We start from the raw sequence: 17,715 nt of genomic DNA, 5'->3' as shown, positions 1-17,715 counted from the left end.
CGCCATCATCCCTGTCCCTGCCCGGAGTGAAATCGTGGCCAAGACCGATGAAGCACAGCCGCAATACAAGATCGAATATCGCGAAATCCAGGCGTTCGGTACGCTGAAAGACTTGCCACTGGGTCTGTCCGACAATGCCCGCAAGCAGAGCGTATCGATCCTCAATCAGGTCCTTGCCGACACGATGATGCTGCGTGACCTGTATAAGAAGCATCACTGGCAGATGTCGGGCGCAACCTTCTATCAGCTGCATCTGTTGCTCGACACCCATTATGAAAAGCAGGCCGAACTGGTCGACATGGTCGCCGAGCGTATCCAGTCGCTGGGCGGGATCAGCATCGCGACGCCGCATGACGTAGCCGAGATGACCCGTATCCCGCGTCCGCCGCGCGGGCGTGAGGATGTGCCGACGATGCTGGCGCGTCTGCTGGAGGCGCACAAGATCATACTCGAACAGGCGCATGAGGGCGCCAAGACCGCCGACGAGTCGGGTGATGACGGCACCAACGATCTGCTGGTCAGCGACATCATCCGCTCCAACGAACCGCAGGTCTGGTTCATCGGCGAGCACCTCGCCGCCACCGCGCTCCAGCGCGCCGACTGAACGATCTGAGCGATGGGAGAGGACGAGGCGATGGCGGAGCGTGATCTGGCGAACGGCATCGCCTCGACCGAATTGGCGGAGGGGCGGATCGTCCCGGCTACCCTCGACGGACAGGACATCGTGCTCGTCCGCCATCGCGGCCGGGTCTGCGCGCTGTCGGGGACATGCACCCATCTGAAGGCGCCGCTTGCAGACGGGATCGTCGCCGATGGCACGCTGCGCTGCCCGTTCCATCACGCCCGCTTCGATCTGGAAACCGGTGAAGCCGTGGGCGCGCCCGCCTTCGCGCCGCTCGACCGGTTTACGGTGATCGAAGAGGACGGACAGGTCCGCATCGACGGACCCGCCGATCCTGTCGATAAGCCCGCTTCGGTCGACACGGACACCGTTGGTCCCGTCGTCATCATCGGTGCCGGCGGGGCCGGACATGCCTGTGCCGAAATGCTGGCGCGGCACGGTGCGGGCCGAGCGGTCACGGTGATCGAGGAAGAGGGCGATGCGCCCTATGACCGCACCTTCTGTTCCAAACAATATCTGGCCGGCAAGGCGGACCGCGACGATGCGGCATTGCCCGCGCTGGAGGGCGTCGACGTCCGATCGGGCGTTGCCGTGGCCGGGATCGATCGCGAGGCCAGGGTCGTCACCTTGCGCGACGGCGCACGCATTCCCTATCGCACGCTGGTGCTCGCCACCGGTGCCGCCGCGATCCGTCCGGACTTTTACGGTGCCGATCGCAACGACGTCCATGTCGTGCGTGGTCTTGCCGATGCCGATCGCCTGATCGCCGCCACCGCCGATGCGGGTAGCGCCATCGTGCTGGGCTCGAGCTATATCGGGCTGGAGGTCGCCGCCTCGCTGATCGCGCGCGGGCTGGAGGTCGCGGTGGTGTCGGGCGATGCGCTGCCGCTGGAAAAGACCGCCGGGCCGGAGGTCGGGGCGATGATCCGCGACCTGCACGAGTCCAAGGGCGTCTCCTTCCATCTCGGCCGCCATATCGTGCGTTGGGACGGCAAAGCGGCGACGCTGGACGACGGCACCCGCGTCGAAGGCGATCTCGTCGTCGCCGGTATCGGTGTTCAGCCACGCGTCGAACTGGCCGAGGCAGCGGGCCTGACCATTGCGGACAAGGCGGCCGGCGGCGGGGTGCAGGTCGATGCGATGCTCCGCACCTCGGACCCCGCCATCCATGCGATCGGCGACATCGCCAGCGTGCCCGACCCCCGTCTGGGCCATCCCATCCGCGTCGAGCATTGGGTGGTGGCGCAGCGCATGGGACAATGGCTCGCGCGGCATCTGCTGGGCAAGGCGGAGGGCGCGTATCAGGAGGTGCCCTTCTTCTGGTCGGGCCATTACGACCTCAGCCTGCGCTATGTCGGCCATGTCGCCGCGCCCGACGATCGCAGGATCGACGGCGATGTCGCGGACCGGGATTTCGCCGTCTTCTTCGCCGAGGACGGTCGGGAGCAGGCCGTCCTGACGGCGGGGCGCGACGTGCTGGCGCTGGACAAGGAACATCGATGGAAACGGGCCATGCCGGACGCCGATGGGCGAAATAGTCCGGAATCGGACCCAAGCTGACATATTCCGGCACCATTGGTCAGTTGTCGCGGTTTTATCGGTGTCGGTTCATCACCAGGCGCCACCCTGTAAGACGTTGTTATCGCTAGCGGCCTTGCCATGACGGCGGCATCCGGGGCCGCGATCCAGGGGTGAGAGACGTGCCATCCCACCCAACACAGGCTTAGCAAAAGGCCTTTGGGCACTCCGGACGGATCGGATAGGTGTTCGTTCAGGAGGTTGATATGAAACGTTTAATCCGCCGGATGACGCATCTTCGACACTCCGACGATCAGATTTCGGCCCGCGTCCGCGCGGTGCTGGTGGAATCGCTCTACGCCTCGCCGCGCTCGCTGATCATCGGCGCGCTGACCAGCAGCGCTATCGCGGCCGTCGTCGCGGCGGCCAGCGGCGACGAATGGCTGATCGGCTGTGCGGTGCTGATCGGGCTGGTCGGGGCGGTCCGCATCGTCGATGCGTTGCGGATGCGCGGCTCGGCGACGGTGCGCCAGCAGGAGCGCGGCTATCGCATCGGCGCGCTGACCTATGCCGGGTTGCTCGGCGTGTTCGGCCTGCTGACCCTCACCCGGACGGACAGCGGCGTGCTCGACCTCCTCTCGGTCACCACCGCCATCGGCTATGCGGCAGGGATCGCGGGGCGCAATGCCGGCCGGCCGCTGATCGCGCTGTCGCAGCTTTGCTTCGCCTCGCTGCCGCTGGTGTTCGGGCTGCTCCTGCCGCTCGACCCGCTGAAGGCGCTGCTGGCGGCGGTCATCCTGCTGTTCGTGCTGGCGATGAGCGACATCACGCAGCAGACCTATGCCGTCATCCTGCGCGCAACCACCGCGTCGGAGGAGATGGCCGCGCTGGCCGAGCACCACGCGGGCATGGCGCGCCGCGACGACCTGACCGGCATGGCCAACCGCACCGCCTTTCGCGAGCATTTCGAGGAGCGGCTGCGCAACCTGACGGCATCGGGCGAGCATCTGGCGCTACTCTGGCTCGATCTCGACCGGTTCAAGGAGGTGAACGACTTTTTCGGGCATCTGGCGGGCAACGCGTTGCTGGTGGCGGTCGCCCGCCGGCTGGAGCAGGTGCTGGGCGACCGGGGCATCGTCGCACGGCTGGGCGGGGACGAGTTCGCCATCCTGTGCGGCGTCGCCGATGCGCGCGCGGCGGGCTGCATCGGCAGCGCCATGCTGGAGGCGGTGCGCCAGCCGGTCGGGTTCAACGGCCACGACCTGCGCACCACCGCCTCGATCGGCATCGCCATCGCGCCGGACAATGGCCGGGATGCCGACACGCTGCTGAAGAATGCCGACCTCGCGCTGTACCGCGCCAAGGAGAAGGGGCGGGGCCGCTTCTTCTTCTACGAGCCGCTGATGGACGAGAAGATTGAACGGCGGCGCCAGATCGCGCTCGCGATGGACGGCGCGCTGGAGCGGAACGAGTTCGAGCTGGTCTATCAGCCGATCTTCGATCTGGCGAAGGGGCGCATCACGTCGTGCGAGACGCTGCTGCGCTGGAACAGCCCGCAATTCGGCAGCATATCGCCCGCCGAGTTCATCCCGATCGCCGAGGACAATACGCTGATCGTCATGATCGGTGACTGGGTACTGCGCCAGGCGTGCCGGACGGCGGCACACTGGCCGGCCGATGTGACGATCGCGGTCAACCTGTCGCCGGTGCAGCTCCGCGCGCCCGACCTGACCCATGCGGTGCTGGCGGCGCTGAGCGCGAGCGGCCTGCCCCCGGAGCGGTTGACGCTGGAGGTGACCGAGTCGGTGCTGCTCGACGATGTGGACCGGTCGCTGGCGGCGTTGAGCGCGCTGAACCGCATCCATGTGTGCACCACGCTCGACGATTTCGGGACGGGCTATTCCTCGCTCAGCTATCTGACCCAGTTCCCGTTCCAGACGCTGAAGATCGATCGCTCCTTCGTCATCGACCTGGAGCATAACCCCGCCTCGGTCGCGATCGTCCAGACGATCGTCGATCTCGCCGCCAAGCTCGGCATGCGCACCGTGGCGGAGGGGGTGGAGACGCCCGCGCAGCTCGACCAGCTGCGACGGACGCGGTGCGATGCGGTACAGGGGTTCCTGCTCGCCCGGCCGATGTCGGCGCCGGAGGTGATCGGCCTGTTCGCCGAGCAGGCCGCCTTCCGATCAAACCCCGGACAGCCCGCGCTGCCCGGGGCCGATTGATCAGTCGGCGGCCTTGTCGAGCAGCCGGGTCTGCGCCGCGACCAGCCGCTCCATGCGTTTCAGATCCCCCTCGGTCAGCCGCAGCGCGGCCTCGGCCCAGAGGTCGACCACCGCCTCCAGCTCCTCGAGCGGTAGCGGATTGACCGCGCGCGATGCTTCATAGATCGCACAATGCGCGCTGTGCCGCCGATCGTTCTGGCGGATATAGTCGGCGACCATGCGCCGCCCTTCGCCCGGCTCGGCCAGCCCATGGATCAGCCCCATCTCATAGAGTTCGTCGGCGCTGTAGGTCCGGCCGCTCAGGATCATGCGTTCGGCCCGCGCCGCGCCCAGCCGGCGCGACAGGAAGCAATGCGCCCCCATGCCGGGGAACAGCCCGAACAGCGTCTCGGGCAGGCCGAAACTGGTCCCGCGCTCGGCGATGACGACGTGGAAGGACAAGAGCGCCTCGAACCCGCCGCCCAGTGCATCGCCCTCGACCAGGCCGATGGTGATGATCGGCCGGTCCAGCCCGCACATGTTGCGATGGAGGATCTGGACGCAGGTCCGCCCGTAACGCGACAGCGCGCCGTGGTCGCGGGTGCGGATGGCATGCGCGAACAGGTCGAGGTCGCCGCCCAGCGAGAAGACGCCGGGAAAGCGCGAGCCGAGCACCAGATAGCGGATCGGCATCGCCCCGGTATCGACCGCATCGACGATGTCGGCCTGCCAGTGCACGAAGTCGACCAGCAGATCGGGGTTGAAGCTGGGCCGGGTACGCGGGCGCATGTCGGTCCACAAGGTCTGTGTGTCGGGATCGTGACGCGCATCGAGCTGCCCGTATTGGAAGGGCGATCTGGACGCGTCGGCGTTGACGGGGGTGCGCGCCGTCCGGTCGGGACGGGCGTTGCGCAGCCCGGCCGCGAATTGGGGATCGTGGATCGTCATCATGTCTACCTTCGGAATGCGGCACCATGCCGCAGGCCGAAAATAGGGGCTGCAAACTTGCCGCGACGTTTGCAGGAAATGTCGCGGCCCCAAGCATTTATCGGCGGTCCGCCATGGTGGGCGGGATGGCGAGGGCGGCGCTTATCCGTGCAGCGGCGGCGTCAGGCGGCGGGCCGGTGCGGGTAGGGCCGCCGGCTCCGGGCTGCGACCGATCGGGGCGGGCCGTCCGTACAGGAAGCCCTGACCCATCTGGCACCCCAGCTGACGCAGGCGCAGCGCCTGTGCCTCGTTCTCGATCCCTTCGGCGATGACGACCTTGCCCAGCCCCATGCCCAGGCCGACGATCGCATGGACGATGGCCAGGGTACCGCCGCCATCGGGCTGGTCGATGCCGGCGACGAAGGACAGGTCGATCTTGATCCGGTCGACCGGCAGGCGGCGGAGATGGACCAGCGAGGCATAGCCGGTGCCGAAATCGTCGAGCGCGATCGCCACCCCGGCATTGTGCAGCGTGCGCAGATTGCCCAGGATGCTGTCCGCCGCACGGTCGAGCATAACGCCCTCGGTCACTTCGACGCACAGCCTTTTGGGCGAAATGCCGTGATGCGCCAGCCGGTCGATCACCGCCTGCGCCGATCGCGGCCCGGCAAGCTGGGCGGACGTGAAGTTGACGCTCAGCACGCCCAGCCGCTCGCCCTCGTCCCGCAACAGGGTCAGCGCCAGTTCGAGGACATGGTCCTGGATCAACGGACCGATCCGCTCGGCCACCAGCACATCGGCGAAGCGGTCGGGCGTCATCTGGCCGTGCAGCGGGTGATTCCAGCGCAGCAGCGCTTCATGCCCGCACACCGTCTCCGTGGTCAGCGAGACGATGGGTTGCAGGAAGAGTGTGAACTCGCCGCGTTCGATCGCGACCTCGGCATCGTCGGTGAAGGTCAGCTGCAGGTCGCGCAGGCTGCGCTGCAGCGGATCGTAGCGGACATAGCGACCACGGCCGAGGCGTTTGGCGGTGTAGAGCGCCAGATCGGCATTCTGATAGAGCAGCTCCAGCGCATCGGCATCGTTGGGAAACCGCGCCGAGCCGACGCTGAACGATACGGTGCGATTGCGATCGCCGGGATGCCAGACCTCGCCCTGCAAGCCGTCGAGCGCGTCGGTCAGCCGGTTCTCGGCGGGCAGATCGCCGGGGCAGAGGATCGCGAACTCGTCGCCGCCGATGCGCGCGATATAGCCGTCCGGGCAGATCCGGATCGTGCGCGCCAGCGCCGATCCGACATGGCGCAGCAGCATGTCGCCATAGCCATGGCCCAGCCGGTCGTTGACGGTCTTCAGATAGTCGACATCGATCAGGAACAGGCTGAAGGGCGTGTCCGCGTCGATCAGGCTCTGTGCCCGTTCCTGAAAGGCGGCACGATTGCCCAGGCCGGTCAGAAAGTCGGTATGCGCGGCCAGCCGCAGGGCTTTGGTTTCGGCCAGATCGATCTCGCGGCGCTGTCGGACGCGCTCCATGTCCTGGCGGATCAGGCGGAACCGGTCGGCGATGGCCAGCGACAGGACCAGCGCTTCGAAGGCGAGCGCGGCGAAGGTGCCCATGTCGATCGCGTCATTCTGCGGCGCGAAGCCGAAATTGCGCGCCAGCCGGGCCAGGAACAACCCGATCACCGGCCCCCAGCCGAGCATGTAGAACCAGATCACCCGGCTGCCGCGCCGGACCGCGATGACGCAGGACAGCGCGACGACCGCGACCATCGCCGCGATCACATAGTTGAGTAGCCGGTCGGTGAGGACCGGGGGGAACCACGTATCGGCCGCCGCCGTGACGCCGGTGACGACGCCCGCCGCCGCCAGCAATCGCCCCACCCGCGCCAGTCCGCGCGGCAGGACACCGTCCTCGACCACCGCGAAGAAGAACATGTTGCAGGCCGCGACCATCAGCCCGACCAGCGCGAAGTCCAGCCGCACCGCTACCGGTCCGACCAGATCGGGGATCAGCAACGCCGCGACATTGGACCAGGTCAGCCCATAGACCAGTGCCACGCCGACCCACAGCAGATACCAGCGCTGAAAGGCGTATCGCTGCCCGGTATGGATGACGAGATTGTAGAGCAACGCGGACAGCAGCGTCCCCGCGAACAGGCCCATCAGCACCAGCCACGCGATGTCGGTGTTCGTCATGACCGAGCCTGGCTGGGCCACGACCTTGCGCATCAGCGACAGGTCGTCGATGTGGCGATAGCCCAGATACAGGCCCCGAATGTCACGTCCGGGCTGGGCGATGGTGAATTTCAGCAGGCCGCCCGGCGCCCAATGGCCGCGCAGGTCATGGGCGGAGCGGTCCAGCCGGGTCGTGCCCTCGCGGCCGACGACGATCACCGCAATCCGATCGAACCGCGTCTGGTCGACCAGCAGGCTCCAATGCGCGGGCAGCGCGCCCAGCCGCGTGGCGTCCAGCTTCAGCCAAGTCCAGTCGGGGCCACGGCTCGGCGCATCGGGCCCGCAGTCATAGCGCGCCGTGACGACATCCGCGGGCCGTGCGGAATCGGGCAGGGTGGCGACGCAGGCCGATTGCCGCAAGCCGATGGTCGCCGCCGATGCCGTCGCCGGGATCAACCCTGCCAACAGCATAAGCATAGCGAGCACCAGCGCTCTGATGTTCGATGCCACTCTCGCGGCCCCCATTTGCCGACGTGCCCCCGCAGTCGCGCTGATGCCGACCTGTCTATCAAAGAACCCCTAGGGGGCACCGCGTATCGCGGCACGGCGGTGACGGCAATCGGGTCTGCGCGGAGGCGGTGTCCCTTATTGCGACGGAGATGCAGGTCGCGGCGTCGCTGCATCGATCTCCGCGCCCCAGGGATCGGGCCGGGCGACGGCCCGCCCTTGCGCGGTGAAGTCCACCAGCGGGTCCCCAGACCGGGTATAACCCGGCCATGAGGGCAGGCCGGGGCCGTTGGGATTGCCGGTCTTGGCAAAGCGGACGACATAAGCGCTCATGACCTGTCCCATCGCCCGGTCGCGCTCGGTGGTCTTGTCGCCATATTTGACCCTGACGGTATCGAAGAAGAACGGGATGTCGGTCGCATGCTGCGCGCCGGGCTGGCCGACCGAGTCCGCGACATAGGAAAAGCGATAATGCCACACCGGCACGCGCCTGTCCGCCAGCACGCCGGCGACCTGACGTGCGCCGGCAATCATGAAGCCGGTCTTGCCGCCCATGTCGGCACTGGTCGCGCCGACGATCACGGGCACGCGCGCGAACCGGTCATCGGCATAGGCCGCTCCCATGTCGACAACCACCTTGCCATCGACGAACGGACCGGTGTTGGTGGGCGGCCCGGCTTGCGGCCGGAACAGCGCCATCATGTTGAGGCCGTCGGTGACCTCCTCGGCGCTCAAGGCTCGCAGGCGTTCGAGCGCGTCGGGGCCGGCGGGATCGATATGCTTCGACCGTGCGAAATCGGCGCCGATCGCCTCGACATCGGCCAGCGTGCGTTTGTCCGACTGTCCATTGCCGCCCGACATGATGAAGGCCTTGTGGAACAGCCCCTTGGCCAGCGGCGAGGTGTTGAGCATGTGCACCGACATGCCGCCCGCGCTCTCGCCGATGATCGTGACATTGGCCGGGTCGCCGCCAAAGGCCGCCGCGTTGCGCCGGACCCATTGCAGCGCCGCGATCTGGTCCATGATCCCGTAATTGCCCAGACGCCCGCCATCGGCATTCGCCTTGGTCAGCTGCGGCAGCGCGAAGGTGCCGAACCGGCCGACGCGGTAGTTGAAGCTGATGAAGACCACGCCCTGTTTGGCAAGCTCGGCACCCGAATAGGTCGGCGGCGACGCCCCGCCATTCACGAAGCCGCCACCATAGATCCATACCACCACCGGCAGCTTGCCCTTGGCCGCCACCGGTTTCCAGACATTGGCGTAGAGGCAGTCCTCGGCGGGCCTGGTGCCCAGCGGTGCGGCGTCGCTGGGGAAGGGGACCTGCATGCAGTCGGGGGCATAGGCGGTCGCGTCACGCACGCCAGTCCAGGCTGTCACGGGCTGTGGCGCGCGCCAGCGCAGCGCGCCGACCGGCGGCGCGGCGAAGGGGATGCCCTTCCAGCTGGCCACGCCGTCCTCGACGCCGCCGCGCACCGCGCCCCGATCGGTCTGGGCGATCGGCGCGGGCCCTTGCGCGATGACGGGCGCGCTCAAGGGCAGGATCGCGGCCATCGCCACGGTCAGCATCATTCGCATCGCATCGTCTCCCCCGCGTGCCGTCCTATCCCGGAAACGGCATGTTTTCATGGCTTTGCGCCATGGATAGGGCGGAAAGCCTCGCCAGGGGAAGGGGGCGGCGTTCTCGGGCCGCTACGCCCCCGCGATATAGCGCGAGACATTGCCCGCCAGCACGTCGAGCGGCACGTTGCCGCCATCGACCACCGCCTGGTCGAAATCGCGCAGGTCGTAGCGCGGACCCAGCGCCGCCTTGGCGCGGCTCCGCTGCGCGACGATCTCGGCGCGACCGACCTCATAGCCACAGGCCTGGCCCGGCCAGGCGCAATAGCGATCGACCTCGCTCTCGGCGTTGCTGCGCGGCAGGCCGGTGGCGGCGATGAACTCGGCCAGCGCCTTGTCGCGGGACCAGCCCATCGCATGGATGCCGGTGTCGACGATCAGCCGCGCCGCCCGCCAGGCCAGCCCCATCAGATAGCCCAGCCGACCGGCCGGATCGCCCTGATACAGGCCCAGCTCGTCCGCCAGCTGCTCGGCATAGAGCGCCCAGCCCTCCGAATAGGCGTTGAACGCCAGGATCGATCGGATCAGCGGCAGCTTCTGTGCATATTCCCCCTGCCAGACATGCCCGGGTATCCCCTCATGATAGACGAGGTCGGGGATGGTCACGCGGTTGTGGATCGACGGATCGCCCAGATTGACCCAGACCTTGCCCGGTACGCTGCCGTCGATCGTGCCCGGCCCGCCATAAGCGGCGGGCGCGCCCGGCTCCTGCGCCAGCGGCATGCGCCGGATTTCCAGATTGCCGCGCGCCAGCCGTCGAAAGGCCTGCGGCAATTTGGGCCGGATCGCGTCGATGCGCCCCTGCATATAGGCGACGATCTGGCGCCGCCCTTCGTCGCCATCGGGAAAGCCGATGCCGGGGCGCTTCTGAAAGGCGATGGTCCGCTCGGCGACGCTGCCCTGGGTCAGCCCGGCACCGCGCAGGATCACGTCCATCTGCGCCTGAAGATCGGTCAGCCGGGCGCGGCCCATGGCGTGCAGGTCGGCGGCGCTGCGGCGAGTCGTCGTGCCGGCGCGCAGGCCCCAGGCATACCATTCGGGGCCATGCGGACGGGTGAGGAGACCCGCCGCATCGGTCGCCACCGCCCGCTCGGCGCGCAATTCGGCCAGCTGCCGCTCCAGCGCGGGGACGATCGCGGTACGGACGATCCGCGCCGCCCGGGCGCTCCAGTCGCCGGGGACGCTCGCCCCCTTGCGCGCCAGCGGGCCGACCAGCGGGCCGTCGGTGTTCGCCGCCTCGGCGATGGTGCGGGTCATCCCTGCGATCGTCTTGTCGAGCAGGAAGGCGGGCGGGACGACGCCCATGCCGCGCGCCTGCGCGATGCGCGTGGTTTCGCCGTCCAGCTGCGCGGGCATCGCGGCCAAGCGGGCGAGATAGGCCTCGGCATCCGCCTTGTCGCGCACCGGCTGATCGCCATCGAGCAGTTGCGGCACGTCGAGCCAGGACCCGACATTCTGGACGACGGCATAGGGCGTGTTGCGCCAGTCGCCGATCGTCGCCACGCCATAGGGCAGCGCCATGCCGTCCAGCGCGGTGCGGAATGCGCTTTCGACGACCGCGATGCTCGTCGCGGTCGAGGGATCGAGCCCGGCGCGCGGCACTCGCGCCAGGTCGGCCAGCGCCTTGGTCAGGACGCGCTGCCGGACCGCGATACCCGCCGGCGAGCGATCCTCCAGCCGCCGTCGCAGATCGGCATGCGCGCCGGTATCGACGCCCAGCGAGGTGGCGCGTTCGGGGAGGAGGTCCAGCAATTGCCACGCGATACGATCGAGCAGCGGCGGCGCGGCATTCTGGGCGGCGGCGGGGATGGCGGTCGAGGCGCTGACGGCGGCGAACCCGGCCAGGGTTTCGCGACGGGAGAAAAAGCGATCCATCTCCGGATGATGGCCGGCCCTCCGCCGAAGGTCAAACAGGGCACGAGCGACCCCGGCGAAAAAATCGAATAAAAAATACCCTCTAGCGACGGGTCGGAATCGATGACATGCCGTGCACCCATGAAAGAATGGCAGTTCTGGATCGATCGCGGGGGAACGTTCACGGATGTGGTGGCCCGGCGGCCCGACGGCACGCTCGTCACCGCCAAGCTGCTCTCCGAAGACCCGGAGCGTCGCTATGATGCGGCCGAGGCGGCGATCCGCCAGTTGACAGGCGCAGGGGACGGCCCGCTTCAGCCCTGCACCATCCGGATCGGCACGACCATCGCCACCAATGCGCTGCTGGAGCGCGAAGGCGCGCCGGTGCTGCTCGCGATCACGCGGGGCTTTGGCGATGCGCTGACCATCGGCTATCAGGATCGCCCCGACATTTTCGCGCGCGACATCCGTCGCGCCGCGCCCCTGTTTGCCGATGTCGTCGAGATCGACGAGCGGGTGGCGGAGAACGGTACGGTGCTGACCCCGCTCGACGAAGAGGGGGCGGCAGCGGCCTTTGCCAAGGCCTATGCGGCGGGCCTCCGGTCGGTCGCGATCATATTGGTCCATGGCTGGCGGCATCAGGCGCACGAGGCGAAGCTGGCCGATCTCGCGCAGGCGGCGGGCTTCACCCAGATTTCGGTCAGCCACCGCACCGCGCCGCTGATCCGGCTGGTCGCGCGCGGCGATACGACATTGGTCGACGCCTATCTGTCGCCCGTACTGCGCCGCTATGTGCAGGGGCTGGAGGCGTCGCTGGGTGACGCTGCCGCCGGTGGCTTGCTGTTCATGCAGTCGAGCGGCGGGCTGGTCGCGGCCGACCGGTTCGGCGGCAAGGACGCGCTGCTGTCCGGTCCCGCCGGCGGGATCGTCGGCATGGCACGCACAGCGCGCGGGGCCGGGTTCGACCGGGTCATCGGGTTCGACATGGGCGGCACCTCGACCGACGTGTCGCTTTATGCGGGCAGCTATGACCGGCGATCGGATGCGGTACTGGCGGGGGTGCGCGTCGCGGTGCCGATGATGCGGATCGATACGGTCGCGGCGGGCGGCGGGTCGATCTGTCATTTCGATGGCGGGCGGCTGCTGGTCGGCCCGGCCTCGGCGGGGGCCGATCCGGGGCCGGCCTGTTACCGGCGCGGCGGGCCGCTGACCGTGACCGACTGCAACATGGTGCTGGGCAAGCTGCAACCCGATTATTTCCCCGCGCTGTTCGGGCCGAACCGCGACCTGCCGCCCGATCGGCAGGCGGCCGAGGCGGCGCTGGACGCGCTGCTCGACCAAGTGGCGGCGACGACCGGCGAGCGGCTCGACCGGTTTGCGGCGGCCGAGGGGATGGTCGCGATCGCGGTCGCCAACATGGCACGCGCGATCCGCGCCGTGTCGGTGGCGCGGGGCGAGGACCCGGCCTCGTACGCGCTTGCCTGTTTCGGCGGGGCGGGCGGGCAGCATGCCTGCCTGGTCGCCGATGCGCTGGGCATGGAGCAGGTGTTGATCCACCCGCTGGCCGGCGTCTTGTCGGCGGTCGGCATCGGGCTGGCGGCGCGCAGCGTGGTGCGTGAGGCGACGGTGGCGCTGCCGCTGGCCGATGGCGGGCTGAACGCGGCGCTGGCCGACTTGCGCGATGCCGCGACCGCCGCGCTGTCCGCGCAGGGCGTGGCCGGCGACGCGATCCGCATCGAGACGCTGGCGCAGCTCCGCTATGCCCGCAACGACCAGACGATCGCGGTCCCCTGGGGATCGCCGGACGCGATGGCCGAGGCGTTCGCGGCGGCGCATCGCCAGCGTTTCGGCTTTGTCGGCGACGACGCGCTGGTCGTCGAGCAGTTGCGGGTCGAGGCGAGCGCCGAGCAGGACGGGCAGGACCTGCCCGCGCCGGATTTGCCCGCGCAGTCCGCCGCGCCGGTGGCACGCGTGCCCATGTATCTGGCCGGTGCGATGCACGAGGTACCGGTTCATCGCCGCGACGGACTGGCGGTGGACGGTGTCGTGACGGGCCCCGCGCTGATCCTCGATCCAGTGTCGACCGTCGTGGTCGAACCCGGCTGGCGCGCGCGGGTGCTGAGCGACGGCACGCTGATCCTCGAACGCGCCGAGGCGCGCGTCGAACGGGCGGCGGACGATGCGGTCGATCCGGTGCGGCTGGAGATTTTCGCCGGCCTGTTCATGGGCATCGCCGAGGAGATGGGTGCCGCGCTGCAACGCAGCGCCGCCTCGGTCAATATCCGCGAGCGGCTGGATTTCTCGTGCGCGCTGTTCGACGCGGAGGGCGGGCTGGTCGCCAACGCGCCGCATATCCCGGTGCATCTGGGATCGATGGGGGAGAGCATCCGCACCGTCATCGCCAATCGCGCGGGCACGATGCGCGAGGGGCAGGTCTATGCGCTGAACGATCCCTATCGTGGTGGCACCCATCTGCCCGACATCACCGTCATCATGCCGGTCTTCGCCGGCGGCGGGACGCCCGCCTATTTCGTCGCGGCGCGCGGCCATCATGCCGATGTCGGCGGCACCACGCCCGGCTCGATGCCGCCCGACAGCCGGACGCTGGCCGACGAAGGCGTGGTGTTCGACGACATGCTGATCGTCGAGGACGGGGTTCTGCGCGAAGCGCCGATCCGCGAGCTGCTCGCCGGCGGTCCCCATCCGGCGCGCAATATCGACCAGAACATCGCCGATCTCGCCGCGCAGGTCGCCGCCTGCGCACGCGGCGCGGAGGGGCTTCGCCAGCTGGCGAAGCAGCAGGGGCAAGGCGTCGTCATCCGCTACATGGCGCATGTCCAGGCGCATGCCGAGGCGATGGCGCGGCGGATGATCGCGACGCTGTCCGACGGGCATTTCCGCTATGCGCTGGACGACGGTGCGGCGGTCGAGGTGGCGGTGCGGGTGAACCGGGCCGAGGGCAGCGCGGTGATCGACTTCACCGGGACGAGCGAACAGCGGCCGAGCAACTTCAACGCGCCGCTGGCGGTGACCCGCGCCGCCGTCCTCTATGTCCTGCGCCTGCTGGTCGACGAGGCGGTGCCGCTGAACGAGGGCTTTCTGCGCCCGGTCCGGATCATCGTGCCCGAAGGATCGATGCTCAACCCGCGCTCCCCCGCCGCCGTGGTCGCGGGCAATGTCGAGGTCAGCCAGGTCGTCACCGACGCGCTGCTCGGCGCGCTGGGGGCGATGGCGGGCAGCCAGGGGACGATGAACAACCTGACCTTCGGGGACGACAGCTATCAATATTATGAGACCATCGCCGGCGGGGCGGGTGCGGGGCCGGGGCATGACGGGGCCGACGCGATCCAGACGCACATGACCAACAGCCGGCTGACCGATCCCGAGATACTCGAGACGCGCTATCCGGTGCTGCTCGAACAATTCGCGATCCGGCGCGGATCGGGCGGGGCGGGGGCACAAAGCGGCGGCGACGGGACGGTCCGCCACCTGCGTTTCCTGCGGCCCTTGCGCGCCGGTATTCTCAGCAATCGGCGGATCGTTGCGCCCTTCGGACTGGCCGGGGGCGCGGACGGACGGGTGGGTGTCAACCGCGTCGAGCGGGCGGATGGCGGCATCGAACCGCTCGCTTCCACCGCGCGGATCGACATGGGCGTGGGCGACGTGCTGGTGATCGAGACGCCGGGCGGCGGCGGTTATGGCGAGGGCAGCCGCTGATGTGGGTGCTCGCGGGGATCGTCGTCATCGCCGGCGGCTTTCTGCTGCGCGCGCATCCGCTGCTGGTCATCATCGTGTCGGCGGCGGTCACGGGGCTTGCCGCGGGACTCGATCCGGTACGGGTGCTGGCGACCTTCGGCCATGCCTTCAACGAAACGCGCTATGTCACTGCCGTCTATATGATCCTGCCGGTCATCGCGCTGCTGGAGCGGCGGGGGTTGCAGGAACGCGCACGGGCGCTGGTCGCGGGCCTGCGCGGTGCGACGACCGGGCGGTTGCTGATCGGCTATCTGCTCTTCCGCCAGGTGATGGCGGCGCTGGGCCTGACCTCGGTCGCGGGACCGGCGCAGACGGTGCGCCCGCTGGTCGCGCCGATGGCCGAGGCCGCCGCCGAGCGCCAGGGCGACGGCAGCGCCGAGACCGCCGAAAAGGTCAAGGCGATGGCGGCGGCGACCGATACGGTGGGTCTGTTCTTCGGCGAGGACATCTTCATCGCGATCGGATCGATCCTGCTGATGAAGGGCGTGCTCGACGGCTATGGCATCCATCTGGAGCCGTTCCAGCTGTCGATCTGGGCGATCCCGACCGCGATCGCGGCGTTCGTCATCCATGGCGCGCGATTATTATTGCTCGACCGGCGGCTGGCACGGCGCGCCGGGGAGCGGGGAGCGGGCCGGTGATCGGGCTGAACTTGGTCTACGGCGTCGTCGGCATCCTGTTCGCGATCTTTGCCGGGCTCGGCCTGCGCGACCGGCGCTGGGCCAATGGCGCGTTTCATGGGCTGATTGCGCTGTCCTTCCTGGCCGGCGACTGGCTGGGCGATGTCGGCAATGGCGTGCTCGTCCTGGCACTGGTGGCGATCGCCGCGTCGGGGCGGATGCGCCGTGCCGAGCCGGTGGAGCCGGCAAGGGATCGTCACGGCGCGAAGGTCTTCGCGCCCGCATTGATCGTGCCGGCGGTCGCCTTGCTCGGCACGCTGGCGTTCAAGCAGGTGCCCGCGCTGGTCGACCCCAAACAGGCGACGCTGGTCGCGCTGACCTTCGGGACGATCATCGCGCTGATCCTGTGCCGTACGCTGCTCCAGGCGAAGCCGGCCGAGCCGTTCGTCGCCGGGCGTGGACTGATCGACGATATCGGCTGGGTGGCGGTGATGCCGCAGCTGCTCGCGAGCCTGGGCGCGGTCTTCGCGCTGGCCGGGGTGGGGCAGGTGGTCGGCATGCTGATCGGCACGATCATCCCGGCGGGCAGCGTGATAGGCGCGGTGCTGGCCTATGCGCTGGGCATGGCGCTGTTCACCATCGTCATGGGCAATGCCTTCGCTGCCTTTCCGGTGATGGCGGCGGCGGTGGGCGTGCCACTCCTGGTCCAGCGTGCCGGCGGCGATCCCGCGATCGTCGCGGCGGTGGGGATGCTGGCGGGGTTCTGCGGGACGCTGCTGACCCCGATGGCCGCGAACTTCAACCTGTTGCCCGCCGCGCTGCTGGGGTTGAAGGACAAATATGGCGTCATTCGCGCGCAGGCGCCGACCGCGCTCCTGCTGCTCGTCTTCAACATCCTCCTGCTCTACGGAATGATCGCGTGACCCGATTGGACCAAGCCACCGCGCAGATGTTCGCCACCATGACGCTGGGGCATGTCGGGCGCGAATATCCCAATCATCTCAGCCACGCGCTGGACGGGCCGGAGGACGCGCGGACACCCGCCGAGCTGCATCCCGTCTTCTATGGCAGCTTCGACTGGCATAGCTGCGTTCATGGCTGGTGGCAGCTCCTGCGCCTGATCCGCCTTTATCCCGACATGCCCGTCGTCGCCGAAGTGCGCGCGCGGGCCGATGCGATACTGGTGCCGGACAAGATCGCCGCCGAGATCGCCTATATCCAACGCCCCAGCGCCGGCGGGTTCGAACGGCCCTATGGCTGGGCCTGGCTGCTCGCGCTGCATGACGAGGCGAGCCGGCATGATGCGGGCTGGGCCGACGCGCTGGAACCCTTGGCAAGGTTTCTGGCGGCGCGGTTCCGCGGCTTCCTGCCGCGCCTGACCTATCCGCTGCGGGTGGGGACGCATTTCAACACGGGCTTCGCGCTGACGCTGGCATGGGACTGGGCCGAGGGGCGTGACGAGGAACTACGCGCGCTGATCGCCGATGTCGTGCCCGGCTGGTTTGCGAAGGACTGCGATTGCCAGGCGTGGGAGCCGGGTGGCGACGAGTTCCTGTCGCCCGCGCTGACCGAAGCGCTGGTGATGAGCCGGGTGCTCGACGACGCGGCGTTTCGCGCGTGGTTCGACGGCTTCCTTCCGCGCGTCGGGCAGGGCGAGCCGGTCACGCTGTTCACCCCCGCGATCGTCTCCGACCGTAACGACGGCAAGATCGCGCATCTCGACGGACTGAACCTCAGCCGTGCGTGGTGCTGGCGGACGATCGCGGCCAAGCTGGGGCCGGATCATCCCGTCGCGGCCCGCGCCGAGACGGCGGCGGCCGATCACCTTGCCGCCAGCCTGCCGCATATCGGCGACAACTATATGGGCGAGCATTGGCTCGCCACCTTCGCCCTGCTGGCGCTGGCGGCGTAACGT

Annotated in this window: 11 protein-coding genes; 7 read left to right on the top strand and 4 right to left on the bottom strand. The window is 68.8% G+C overall.

Annotated features, from left to right (window positions below):
- The first annotated feature begins 34 nt into the window (after positions 1–34).
- The 3 genes from GGR48_RS09440 to GGR48_RS09430 all read left to right on the top strand — a co-directional run bounded on the left by GGR48_RS09440 (position 35) and on the right by GGR48_RS09430 (position 4,365).
- Positions 35–604: a Dps family protein gene (locus GGR48_RS09440; protein ID WP_338110545.1), complete on the top strand. Its 570-nt coding sequence runs from the start codon at positions 35–37 to the stop codon at positions 602–604.
- 30 nt (positions 605–634) lie between these two features.
- Positions 635–2,182, top strand: a complete 1,548-nt coding sequence (locus tag GGR48_RS09435; RefSeq protein WP_244954854.1) for an FAD-dependent oxidoreductase — start codon at positions 635–637, stop codon at positions 2,180–2,182.
- A 224-nt stretch (positions 2,183–2,406) separates the two neighbouring features.
- The gene (locus GGR48_RS09430) at positions 2,407–4,365 is read left to right on the top strand and encodes a putative bifunctional diguanylate cyclase/phosphodiesterase (RefSeq protein ID WP_183951664.1); all 1,959 of its coding nucleotides are present in this window, start codon (positions 2,407–2,409) and stop codon (positions 4,363–4,365) included.
- Here GGR48_RS09430 and GGR48_RS09425 read toward each other — a convergent pair whose 3' ends face one another.
- The 4 genes from GGR48_RS09425 to GGR48_RS09410 all read right to left on the bottom strand — a co-directional run bounded on the left by GGR48_RS09425 (position 4,366) and on the right by GGR48_RS09410 (position 11,445).
- Complete coding sequence (locus GGR48_RS09425; RefSeq protein ID WP_240456187.1) at positions 4,366–5,292, bottom strand: crotonase/enoyl-CoA hydratase family protein; 927 nt, start codon at positions 5,290–5,292, stop codon at positions 4,366–4,368.
- A gap of 141 nt (positions 5,293–5,433) precedes the next feature.
- Positions 5,434–7,923: a putative bifunctional diguanylate cyclase/phosphodiesterase gene (locus tag GGR48_RS09420; RefSeq protein WP_183951779.1), complete on the bottom strand. Its 2,490-nt coding sequence runs from the start codon at positions 7,921–7,923 to the stop codon at positions 5,434–5,436.
- 168 nt (positions 7,924–8,091) lie between these two features.
- The gene (locus tag GGR48_RS09415) at positions 8,092–9,528 is read right to left on the bottom strand and encodes a carboxylesterase/lipase family protein (protein ID WP_240456188.1); all 1,437 of its coding nucleotides are present in this window, start codon (positions 9,526–9,528) and stop codon (positions 8,092–8,094) included.
- Between the two features lie 114 nt (positions 9,529–9,642).
- Positions 9,643–11,445: a DUF885 domain-containing protein gene (locus GGR48_RS09410; protein ID WP_240456189.1), complete on the bottom strand. Its 1,803-nt coding sequence runs from the start codon at positions 11,443–11,445 to the stop codon at positions 9,643–9,645.
- 120 nt (positions 11,446–11,565) lie between these two features.
- Between GGR48_RS09410 and GGR48_RS09405 the strand changes: the two genes are divergently transcribed.
- The 4 genes from GGR48_RS09405 to GGR48_RS09390 are packed head-to-tail and all read left to right on the top strand — an operon-like array spanning position 11,566 to position 17,712.
- Positions 11,566–15,141, top strand: coding sequence for a hydantoinase B/oxoprolinase family protein (locus tag GGR48_RS09405; RefSeq protein ID WP_183951663.1), 3,576 nt, complete (start codon positions 11,566–11,568; stop codon positions 15,139–15,141).
- Positions 15,141–15,821, top strand: coding sequence for a DUF969 domain-containing protein (locus tag GGR48_RS09400; RefSeq protein WP_183951662.1), 681 nt, complete (start codon positions 15,141–15,143; stop codon positions 15,819–15,821). The genes GGR48_RS09405 and GGR48_RS09400 overlap by 1 nt, the downstream gene beginning before the upstream one ends.
- The gene (locus GGR48_RS09395) at positions 15,818–16,723 is read left to right on the top strand and encodes a 5-oxoproline transporter, DUF979 family subunit (RefSeq protein ID WP_183951661.1); all 906 of its coding nucleotides are present in this window, start codon (positions 15,818–15,820) and stop codon (positions 16,721–16,723) included. Before GGR48_RS09400 ends, GGR48_RS09395 begins: the two co-directional genes overlap by 4 nt.
- A complete protein-coding gene (locus tag GGR48_RS09390) occupies positions 16,720–17,712 on the top strand; it encodes a DUF2891 domain-containing protein (RefSeq protein ID WP_420854082.1) in 993 nt (330 codons plus the stop codon). The genes GGR48_RS09395 and GGR48_RS09390 overlap by 4 nt, the downstream gene beginning before the upstream one ends.
- The last annotated feature ends 3 nt before the right edge of the window (positions 17,713–17,715 follow it).

This window comes from Sphingomonas pseudosanguinis (assembly GCF_014196255.1).
Classification (GTDB): Bacteria; Pseudomonadota; Alphaproteobacteria; order Sphingomonadales; family Sphingomonadaceae; genus Sphingomonas; species Sphingomonas pseudosanguinis.
The sequence above is the reverse complement of the archived record's forward strand: the minus strand, read 5'-3'. Positions and strand labels throughout refer to the sequence as shown.